Here is a 10,551-nt window from a genome sequence, read left to right as displayed (position 1 = left end):
CCGCCGCGCCTGCCGCCCCGCGTCTCCCTCCCACGCGGATTTACGTCGAATCGGGGTCCACGGCCTTCGTGGAGGCCGATTTGGCGTCGATCGGCGTCGTTCTGTGCCGAACACCACCTGACAGGACGTGGCGGGGCTAGTCGTCTACGTGGTGTAGTCGTTCTGAGAGCGTCTACACGGAGTAGACGACTGGGCGGACGGGGAGCGGCATGGACCAGCTCGACCTCGCGCGGTGGCAGTTCGGCATCACGACCGTCTACCACTACATCTTCGTCCCGTTGACGATCGGCCTCTCGGCGCTGACCGCGACACTGGAGACCGCCTACGTCCGGACCGGCAAGGAGCACTACAAGCGCGCCGCCAAGTTCTGGGGCAAGCTCTTCCTGATCAACTTCGCGATCGGCGTCGCCACCGGACTGGTGCAGGAGTTCCAGTTCGGAATGGCTTGGAGCGACTACTCGCGGTACGTGGGCGACGTGTTCGGCGCCCCGCTGGCGATCGAGGCGCTGCTCGCGTTCTTCCTCGAATCGACGTTCCTCGGGCTCTGGATCTTCGGGTGGGACCGGCTCCCGCGGTGGGTCCACGCCGCGTGCATGTGGATCGTCGCGGTCGGAACCATGCTCTCCGCGTACTTCATCCTGGCCGCGAACTCCTGGATGCAGCACCCGGTCGGGTACCGGATCAATCCGGAGAGCGGCCGTGCGGAGCTCACCGACTTCGTCGCGGTGCTCACGAACTCGACGCTGCTCTCCGCGTTCCCGCACGTGCTGTTCGCCTGCTTCATGACCGGTGCCGCGCTGATGATCGGGGTGTCCGCGTGGCACCTGAGCCGCCGCAGGCACGTCGAGGTCATGCGGCCGTCGTTCAAGCTCGCGTCCTGGGTGATGTTGGTCGCCGCGGTGGGCGTCGTCCTCAGCGGGGACATGCAGGCGCGGATCATGACCGAGCAGCAGCCGATGAAGATGGCGGCGGCCGAGGCGCTCTACGACACGGTGGCGCCGGCCTCGTTCTCGATCTTCACGGTCGGGTCGCTGGACGGTGGGGACGAGATTCTCAGCATCCGGGTACCGCGCTTGCTCTCGTTCATGGCGACCGGCACCTGGGACGGCGAGGTCGAGGGCATCAACGACGTCCAACGGGAGGAACGGGCGCAGTACGGCGAGGGCGACTACCGGCCGATCGTCCCCGTGACGTACTGGTCGTTCCGGCTGATGATCGGCTTCGGCCTGCTCGCGGCCGTGGTGGCCGCCGGGCTTCTCGCGCTCACCGGCCCACCCGGCCGCTGGATCCGAAAACTGTGGCCGCGGCGACTCCGCCCATCGGACGGGGAGACCGTGCCGCGGTGGGTCTGGCGGGCCGCGGTATGGGCGATCCCGCTGCCGATCCTCGGCAACTCGTTCGGCTGGATCTTCACCGAGATGGGCCGGCAGCCTTGGGTGGTCTACGGCATGTTGCGCACCGCCGACGGCGTCTCGCCGAGCGTCCCGGCGAGCACCGTGTCCCTTTCGTTGACGGTGTTCACGCTGCTCTACGCGGTGCTGGGCGTCATCGAGTTCCGGTTGCTGCGCACCTACGCGAAGGCAGGCCCGGAAGCGCCTGCCCCGGCCCGGGATCCCGACGACGACGGCCCCGACGACGGCGACGACGGCCACCGCCCGGACGCCGGGGAGAACGCCGACGAGAGCGCCGAGCGCCAACTCGCGTTCGCGTACTGAGTGGAGGCAGCCATGGAACTCACCACCGTCTGGTTCGTCGTTCTCGCCTTCCTCTGGACCGGCTACTTCTTCCTGGAAGGGTTCGACTTCGGGGTCGGCGCGCTCCTGCCCGTGCTCGGCCGGAACGACACCGAGCGGCGCGTGCTGATCAACACGATCGGCCCGGTCTGGGACGGCAACGAGGTCTGGGTCGTGGCCGCCGTCGGCGCCACGTTCGCCGCGTTCCCGGAGTGGTACGCCACCCTGCTCAGCGCGTTCTACCTCCCGATGCTGCTGATCCTCGTCGCGCTGATCGTGCGGGCGCTGGCGTTCGAGTACCGCGGCAAGCGCGTGGACCCGACGTGGCAGCGCCGTTGGGACCGCTGCATCGTGTTCGGCTCGGTCGTACCGGCGTTCGCCTGGGGCTTCGTCTTCGGCAACCTGCTCGCCGGCCTCCCGATCGGCGCGGACAAGGAGTTCGTCGGTTCGCTCGCCGACCTGTTCACGGTGGCCGGCCTGCTCGGCGGCCTCACCACGCTGACGCTGTTCCTGCTGCACGGCGCGGTGTTCCTGGCGCTCAAGACCACCGGCGAGGTGCGGGTACGAGCCCGGGCGTTGGCCGGCCGCATCCTGCTCGCGGCCGTGCCCGTCACCGCGGTCACGCTGGCCGCCGCGGGGCAGGAATCCTGGGCGATCAGCGCCGCGGCGATCGTCGCCTTGGTCGCGGCGGGCGTCGCGAACGCCCGCGGACGGGAGGGTTGGGCGTTTCTCGGCACCGGAGCGGCGATCGTGCTCGCCACCGCGACGCTGTTCGTCCTGCTGTTCCCGGCCGTGGCGCCGTCCAGCCTGGCCGACGCCAACAGCCTCACCACGACGAACGCCGCCGCGACGCCGTACACGCTGTCGATCATGTCCTGGGCGGCGCTGGCGTTCACCCCGCTCGTCCTGCTCTACCAGGGCTGGACCTACTGGGTGTTCCGCAAGCGCATCGGCGTCCGCGACATTCCGCCCGCCGCCGGGGCAGCACTGACCCGCGTCGCGCAATGAGACCACTCGACCCCCGGCTGCTGCGGTACGCCGGCGCGACGCGCTGGTTCCTGGTCGCGAGCGTGCTGCTCGGGACGGCGTCCGCGGTGTTGCTCATCGCGCAGGCGACCTACCTGGCCGGTGCCCTCGCCGGTGTGGTCGCCGGCGGCGACCGGGACGTGCGTGCCGAGCTGCTCGGGCTCGCGCTGGTCACGCTCGGCCGCGCGATGGTCGCCTGGCTGCAGGACGCCGTCGCGCACCGGACGAGCGCCGCGGTGATCTCCGCGTTGCGGCGGGCCGTGCTCGCCCGGGCGGTGGCGCTCGGCCCGACCTGGCTGGAGCGGACCGGCTCGGGTGACCTCGCCACCCTCGTCACCCGCGGCGTCGACGCGCTGACCGGGTACTTCGCCCGGTACCTGCCGCAGTTGGTCCTCGCGGTGGTGGTTCCGGTCCTGCTCGGTGCCCGGCTGCTGGCCGCCGATCCGCTCACCGCGGTCGTCCTGGTCGTCACCGTGCCGCTGATCCCGCTCTTCATGGCTCTGGTCGGCTGGTACACCCAGGGCCGGACGCGACGCCAGTTCGCGGCGCTGTCCCGGCTGTCCGGGCACTTCCTGGACGTCGTGGCCGGTCTGCCGACGCTGATGGTGTTCGGCCGCGCCAAGACCCAGGTCGCGACCGTGCGGCGGATCACCGACGAGTACCGCCGCACCACGCTCGGCGTGCTGCGCGCGGCGTTCCTCTCCTCGCTCGTGCTGGAGCTGCTCGCCACGATCTCGGTGGCGCTGGTCGCGGTGTCGATCGGGCTGCGGCTGGTCGAGGGCGAGTTGACGCTGGAGACCGGGCTGCTGGTGCTGATCCTGGCGCCGGAGGTCTACCTGCCGCTGCGGCAGGTCGGTGCGCAGTTCCACGCGAGCACCGAGGGCCTGGAGGCGGCGCAGCGGGTCTTCGCGGCCCTGGAGGCCCCGCTGCCGGTCGACGGCGCCCGCACCGACGTCCCGGTGGGGGCGCTGACGCTGGACGACGTCACGGTCCGCTACCCCGGGCGGGACCGTCCCGCGTTGGAGGGCGTGTCGCTCGTCGTCCGGCCGGGGACCGTCACCGCGCTCACCGGGCCGAGCGGCGCAGGCAAGTCCACGGTGCTGGCCGCCGTGCTCGGGTTCGTACGGCCGGACGTCGGCCGCGTCCGGATCGGCGGCGTCGACCTGGCCGATCTCGACCCGGCGGCCTGGCGGAGCCACGTCGCCTGGGTGCCGCAGCGGCCGACGCTGATCGCGGGCACGATCGCGGAGAACATCCGGCTGGGCCGCCCCGACGCCTCGGACGCCGAGGTCGCCCGCGCCGCCGCCGACGCCGACCTCGGCGACGTCGTGGCCGGGCGTCCGGACGGTCTGGACACGGTCCTGGGNCCCCGACGCCTCGGACGCCGAGGTCGCCCGCGCCGCCGCCGACGCCGACCTCGGCGACGTCGTGGCCGGGCGTCCGGACGGTCTGGACACGGTCCTGGGCGAGGACGGCGCGGGGCTGTCCGCGGGCGAGCGGCAGCGGGTCGGGCTGGCTCGGGCGTTCCTGCGGGACGCGCCGATCGTCCTGTTGGACGAGCCGACCGCGAACCTGGACGGCGACAGCGAGCAGCGGGTACTCGCCGCGCTGCGTCGGCTGGTCGACGGCCGCACCGCGGTACTGGTCGCGCACCGCCCGGCGCTGCTCGCGATCGCCGACCACGTCGTGCGGATGGGAGGCGTTCGGATTGGCCGATAGCCGGATGATCGCGGCCGGCGGGCTCGGCGCCGGTGCGCTCGGGTGCGGCGTCGCGCTGCTGGCGACCTCAGGGTGGCTGATCAGCCGCGCGTCGATGCAGCCGCCGGTGCTGGAGCTGGCGGTCGCGGTGACCGCGGTGCGCGCGTTCGGGCTGGGGCGGGGCGTCCTGCGGTACGCCGAACGGCTGGTGGGCCACGACGCCACGTTCCGCGTCCTGGCGTCGCTCCGCTCCCGGGTCTACGCCCAGCTGGAGCGGCTCGGCCCGGCCGGCCTGCCGGCGTTCCGGCGCGGCGATCTGCTCGCCCGCTTCGTGTCCGACGTCGACCAGATCCAAGACCGGTACCTACGGGTCCGATTGCCGATCGCGACCGCGGCCGTGGTCGGTGCGCTCTCCGCGCTCGGTGCCGGGCTGCTGCTCCCGGTGGCCGGCGTTGCGCTCGCCGCCGCGCTGTTCGTCGCGGGCGTCGTGGCCCCCTGGCTGACGCTGCGCGTCGTCGCCAACGCCGAGCGCATCACGGTCGCCGATCGGGCCGCGCTGACCACCGCGACCGTCGAGCTCCTGCAGGGCGCCCCGGAGCTGATCGCCCATGGCGCGGCGCAGTTGCGGCTGCTCACGATCGACGCGGTGGACCGGCGGCTCGCGCGTGCGGCGGCCCGGTCGGCGGTGTCCGCGCTGCTCGGCGCCGCGCTGCCCGCGATGTTCGCCGGCGGTGCGGTGCTCGCCGCCCTCGCGGCGGGGGCGGCCGCCGTCGACGCCGGCCGGCTCGACCCCGTCCTGCTGGCCGTCGTCGTGCTGTTGCCGCTGGCGGCGTTCGAGGCGGTCGCGGTGCTGCCGACGGCGGCGCAGTCGCTGGTGCGGGTCCGGGAGTCGGCGGCGCGGCTGGACGAGGTGTTCGTCGGCGAGCCACCGGTGCTGCCGGGCACCGGGACGCCCGCCTCGGCGTTTCCCCTGGTCCTCGCCGGGGTCGGGGCCCGCTGGCCGGGCGCTGGGTCGTCGGCCCTGACCGGTGTCGACCTGCGGCTGGGCCCGGGAAGCCGGGTCGCGGTGGTCGGCGCGTCCGGCGCCGGGAAGAGCACGCTCGCGGCGGTGCTGGTGCGCTTCCTCGACCCCTCCGCCGGAACGTTCACCCTGGACGACGTCCCGGTGCAGGATCTCGACCCGGACGCGGTCCGCAGGCTGATCGGCTGGTGCGCGCAGGACGCCCATCTGTTCGACGCGTCGATCCGCGACAACCTGCGCCTGGCCCGCCCGGACGCGGACGAGGACGAGCTCTGGGCGGCGCTGGCGGCGGCGCGGCTCGACGGCTGGGTGCGGTCGCTGCCCACGCGCCTCGACACGCCGGTGGGGGAGCGGGGCGCGCAGGTCTCCGGAGGACAGCGTCAGCGGCTCGCGCTCGCCCGGGTGGTGCTGGCCGGATTCCCGGTCGTCGTCCTGGACGAGCCCACCGCGAACCTCGACCCGGCCACCGCGGACGCGCTGACCCACGACCTGCTCACCGCCACCGAGGGCCGGGCGACCGTGCTGATCACGCACCGGTTGGCCGGCTGCGAGCGGGTCGACGAAGTGCTGGTGCTGGACGCCGGACGTGTGGTCCAGCGCGGAACGCACGAGGCCCTGCTGTCCGTTGACGGTCCGTACCGGAACTGGTGGGACCGTGAACGACGCACCGACGCCTGGTTGAGCACGGCCGGGGCGGCCGGAGTGCCCGAATGAGTGGGAGACTGAGGATCGTGTCCGGAGAACGCAGGCTCCGCGTCGTCAACGGGGGCGGAGAAACTGAGGCCCTCGGCTCCGATCGGGAGTCGATCGGTTCCGTGCGATCCCACCGCTCGATCCTCTCGGTCAAGTCCCGCTCCTCGATCGCGTCGGTGGGGTCGACCGGCAGCATCCTGTCGATCGGGAGCGCCGGATCGATCGCGAGCATCGGGTCGTCCGGGAGCATCGCGTCGATCGGGTCGTCGGGCAGCATCGCGTCGCTGGGCTCGGTCGGGTCCGTGCGGTCGGTGTTCTCGATCGGCTCGAAGAACAGCTTCGGCTGCGTCTTCAACGTCCCCGTCGCCGACCTCTGGCTCCGGTGGGTCGGCCGCCGCCGACGTCGCTGACGACCTCAGCCGAGGACCAGCTGACCGTCCGCATCGACGTGCACCGGGTAGGACGGCACCGAGGGCTGCCCCGTCGGAGAGCACCCCGTCGTCAGCTCGAACGTGTTGTTGTGAAGCGGACACACGACGACCGATCCGTCGATCAGGCCATCGGCGAGCGGTCCGCCGGCGTGCGGGCAGACCGCGCCGAGCGCTCGCACCGAGCCGTCGGTCAGCCGGAACACCGCGACCTGCTCCTCACCGACCGTGTACACCCGCCCCTCACCGAGCGGGATCTCGTCCACGGTCCCCAGGACCTGCCGCGTCGGCGCGCTCACGAGCCCGCTCCCGGCCGTACCGGCACCTGGGGCAGCGGGATCAGCGGCAACGACGGCCGGAACTGGCCCGGCGTCGCGGGGTCACGCCCCTCCTGCCACGGGTCACGGTAGGCGGCTACCGACTCGGCCAGCCGCTCGTCCAACCCCGCGGCCAGCCCTTCGGCGTCGTCCACCACCACCGCGCGAATCCGGGAGATTTCGAGCCGCGGCACCCACGTGTACGTCCGCTCAAGCCACTTCGCGGTCTCCCGGTAGTACTGGATGCACCGCCCGACCAGCTCCACCACCCGGTCCGCGGAGTCCACGGTGGCGAGCAGGTCACCCTTCCGGATCTGCGCACCGGCCGCACCGCCGATGTAGATCTCCCACCGGCCGCCCTCGACCGCGACCACCCCGAAGTCCTTGCAGTAGGCCTCCGCGCAGTTCCGCGGACAGCCGGTCACCGCGAGCTTCATCTTCGCCGGGCTCTCCAGGCCCTTGAACCGGTCCTCGATGGCGATCCCGAGCGCCGTGGAGTCGCCGACGCCGTAGCGGCAGAAGTCCGAGCCGACACAGGTCTTCACAGTGCGGAAGCTCTTGCCGTACGCGTACCCGGACGGCATGTCCAGGTCGGCCCAGACCTTCGGCAGGTCCTCCTTGCGGATCCCGAGCAGGTCGATGCGCTGCCCTCCGGTCAGCTTGACCAGCGGTATCGAGTACTTCTCGGCCACGTCCGCGATGCGGCGCAGCTGGTGCGGGTTGGTCACCCCGCCCTTCATCTGGGGGACGACGGAGAACGTGCCGTCGCGCTGGATGTTGGCGTGCACCCGGTCGTTGATGAACCGGCCGTGCCGCTCGTCAACGAACTCGTCCGCCCACATCATCCGCAGCAGCGACGTCAGCGGCATCTTGCTGTTCGCGTCCTCCTGACCGTCCATCGCCAGCGCCGCGAAGACCGCGGACACCGACTTCAGCCCTTGCGTGCGGATCGCCGCCATCAGCTCCGGCTTCTCCATCGGGATGCAGGGCACGTACCAGTTGGCGGCCGGGTCCTCCTCGACGTCCCCGTCCGCTGCCCACTCGACGATCTCCGCGACCAGCCCCTTGCAGGACCCGCAGCCCTTCCCGGCCCGGGTCGCCGCCATGACCCCGGTCACCGTCTTCGTGCCCTCGCGCACGCACGCGACCAGCGCGCCCTTGCTCACCCCGTTGCAGTTGCAGACCTGAGCGTCCTCGGCGAGCTCGGCCACCCCGACTTCGGAGGACGGTGTGCCGAGATCGAAGAGGAGGGAAACCCGGTCCTCGGGCAGCGGCAGCCCGCGGTCGAACGCCTGCGTCAGGAACGCCACCTTGCCGACGTCGCCCAGCAGCGTCGCGCCGACCAGCCGTCCGTCCCGCACCACCACGGTCTTGTAGACGCCGCGCTTCGGCTCGGAGAACTGGACGTACTCGTCGTCGTCCCGCTCCGGGCGCCGCAGCCCCATCGAGGCCAGGTCCACCCCGGCCACTTTCAGCTTCGTCGCGGTCCGCGAGCCGTGGTACGCCGCCCGCGGGTTCCGACCGGTCAGCACGTCGGCCAGCACCGCCGCCTGCTCCCAGAGCGGTGCCACCAGCCCGTACACCTCACCGCGGTGCTGGACGCACTCACCGACCGCGTAGATGTCGTCGTCGTCGATCGAGCGCAGCTGGTCGTCGACGACGATCGCCCGCTCGACGGTGAGGCCGGAGACCTGCGCAAGCCCGGTGTTCGGCCGGATCCCGGCGGTGACCACGACCATGTCCGCATCGATACCGGTACCGTCCGCGAACTCGACACCGCTGGTGGCGCCCGCGGAGTTCCGGCGGATCGCCACCGTGCGCGCCCCGGTGTGGACGGTGATCCCGCGCCGCTCGATCGTCTTCCGGAGGATGCGGCCGGCTTCCTCGTCCAGCTGCTGGTTCATCAACGACGGGCCACCCTGCACCACGTGCACCGACAATCCGTGCTGCTGGAGCCCGGCTGCGGCCTCCAGGCCGAGCAGGCCGCCGCCGATCACGACCGCGCGCTCGTGCCGCTGCGCGTACTCGACCATCGAGTGGGTGTCGGCGAGCGTGCGGAAGCCGAAGACACCCGGCGTCAGCCGGTGGTTGTCGGCCCAGAGTCCGTCCATCGGTGGGAAGAACGTCCGGCTGCCGGTGGCCAGGACGAGCGTGTCGTACGGGACGATCTCGCCGTTGTCGGCGTAGACGCGCTTCGCCCACCGGTCGATCCGGACGATCCGGGCCCCCGCGTGCAGCGTGATCGCGTTCTCGACGTACCAATCGACGGGGTTGAGCAGGATGTCGTCCGGCTCCTCACCGGCCAGCACGTGGGAGAGCAGGATGCGGTTGTAGTTGCCGTGCGGCTCGTCGCCGAACATCGTGATCGAGAGGTGGTCGCCGCCGCCGCGCGCGAGGATCTCCTCGACCGCGCGGGCACCGGCCATCCCGTTGCCGACGACCACCAGGCGCTTGGTCCGAACCGGTGCGGGGGCGGTCATCAGATCTCCACCAGACCGAGGTCGACGACGAGCGTGCCGGCCAGCCCTTCGGCTGCCGCGACGAACACTTCGATCCGGGTGTCGGCGAGCAGGTCCTCGACCACTCGCAGCGCGACGTGCGTCGTGCCCTTCGCGCCGATCGGGAAGTAGCGCATCGGCGTCCCGTCGCGCATCAGCACCACGCAGACCAGCTCGTCGGTGCTGTTGCCGCCGCGGAAGTAGAGCGGCTGCGCGGTGCTCCCGAGTGGCACCACGTAGGAGAGGCTCGGTGCGAGCAGGATCGGCTTCTCCAGGCCTTCCCCGACGAACGGGTAGACCCCTTGCAGGAATCGGGGCGTCGTCTGCATGCGGTTCCTCCTGCGAGCCCGAGGGGGACGCCGCAGCAACGCGCGGCGCCGGCACCCCTTGAGGGTCGGCGACGCATATTTCCGCCTGGTTGTCCGGGCGTAAACCGATCAGGACAGAACCGCACCGCGGTTATCCACGGGCTCCCGGGGGTCACTCGCTCCGGGCGTGGAGGTAGCGCAGGACCGCGAGGACCCGGCGGTGGTCGGTGCGGGCCTGCGGCAGGTCGAGCTTGGTGAAGATCGCGGTGACGTGCTTCTCGACGCTCCGCGCGGCCAGGTGGAGCCGCTCGGCGATCGCGATGTTCGACCGGCCCTCGGCGAGCAGGTCGAGGATCTCGCGTTCGCGGGCGGAGAGCCGGGCGAGCCCTTCGTCGCGTGGCCGCACGGCCATCAGCTGGCGGACGACCTCCGGATCGAGCGCGGTGCCGCCCTCGGTCACCCGGCGGAGCGCGTCCAGGAAGTCGCGGGTCCGGACGATGCGATCCTTCAGCAGGTAGCCGACGCCGGTGGGGTGCTCGGCGAGCAGCTGCCGGGCGTACTCGGTCTCGACCCACTGGGAGAACACCAGGACGGCGGTCTCCGGGTACTCGGACCGGATCCTGATCGCGGCCCGGAGGCCTTCGTCCGTGTGCGTCGGCGGCATCCGGACGTCGACGATCGCGGCGTCCGGCCGGTGCGTGGCGACCGCGGCGAGTAGTTCGTCGGCGTTGTCGACGGCGGCGACCACCGCGATGTCGTGGTCGGCCAGGAGCAGCCGGACCCCGTCCCGCAGCAGCACGTTGTCCTCGGCGATGACGACGCGCACTAC

General features: G+C 72.0%; 7 protein-coding genes and 1 pseudogene. 4 read left to right on the top strand and 4 right to left on the bottom strand.

The window, feature by feature from the left end; all coding sequences use genetic code 11:
* The first annotated feature begins 209 nt into the window (after nt 1-209).
* The 4 genes and pseudogenes from ABEB28_RS38330 (at nt 210) to ABEB28_RS38315 (ending at nt 6,581) form a co-directional block, all read left to right on the top strand.
* Nucleotides 210-1,715 carry a cytochrome ubiquinol oxidase subunit I gene (locus tag ABEB28_RS38330; RefSeq protein WP_345733209.1) on the top strand — a complete coding sequence of 502 codons (1,506 nt, stop codon included), beginning with the start codon at nt 210-212 and terminating at the stop codon, nt 1,713-1,715.
* A gap of 12 nt (nt 1,716-1,727) precedes the next feature.
* The gene (gene cydB, locus ABEB28_RS38325) at nt 1,728-2,741 is read left to right on the top strand and encodes a cytochrome d ubiquinol oxidase subunit II (RefSeq protein ID WP_345733208.1); all 1,014 of its coding nucleotides are present in this window, start codon (nt 1,728-1,730) and stop codon (nt 2,739-2,741) included.
* Nucleotides 2,738-6,192, top strand: a pseudogene (gene cydD / locus ABEB28_RS38320) (thiol reductant ABC exporter subunit CydD). Before cydB ends, cydD begins: the two are co-directional and overlap by 4 nt.
* Before the next feature lie 17 nt (nt 6,193-6,209).
* Nucleotides 6,210-6,581: a hypothetical protein gene (locus ABEB28_RS38315; protein WP_345733207.1), complete on the top strand. Its 372-nt coding sequence runs from the start codon at nt 6,210-6,212 to the stop codon at nt 6,579-6,581.
* Between the two features lie 5 nt (nt 6,582-6,586).
* On the opposite strand, the gene ABEB28_RS38310 is transcribed toward ABEB28_RS38315, so the two are convergent.
* The 4 genes from ABEB28_RS38310 to ABEB28_RS38295 form a co-directional block, all read right to left on the bottom strand.
* Entirely contained in the window at nt 6,587-6,898 is a 312-nt protein-coding gene (locus tag ABEB28_RS38310) for a Rieske (2Fe-2S) protein (RefSeq protein ID WP_345733206.1), read from the bottom strand.
* Nucleotides 6,895-9,396, bottom strand: a complete 2,502-nt coding sequence (gene nirB, locus ABEB28_RS38305; protein WP_345733205.1) for a nitrite reductase large subunit NirB — start codon at nt 9,394-9,396, stop codon at nt 6,895-6,897. The genes ABEB28_RS38310 and nirB overlap by 4 nt, the downstream gene beginning before the upstream one ends.
* Complete coding sequence (locus tag ABEB28_RS38300; RefSeq protein WP_345733204.1) at nt 9,396-9,743, bottom strand: molybdopterin oxidoreductase; 348 nt, start codon at nt 9,741-9,743, stop codon at nt 9,396-9,398. The genes nirB and ABEB28_RS38300 overlap by 1 nt, the downstream gene beginning before the upstream one ends.
* A gap of 151 nt (nt 9,744-9,894) precedes the next feature.
* The gene (locus ABEB28_RS38295) at nt 9,895-10,548 is read right to left on the bottom strand and encodes a response regulator transcription factor (RefSeq protein ID WP_345733203.1); all 654 of its coding nucleotides are present in this window, start codon (nt 10,546-10,548) and stop codon (nt 9,895-9,897) included.
* Between the last annotated feature and the right edge of the window lie 3 nt (nt 10,549-10,551).

The organism is Cryptosporangium minutisporangium (assembly GCF_039536245.1).
GTDB lineage: Bacteria > Actinomycetota > Actinomycetes > Mycobacteriales > Cryptosporangiaceae > Cryptosporangium > Cryptosporangium minutisporangium.
This window is presented reverse-complemented; position numbering and strand designations above follow the sequence as displayed.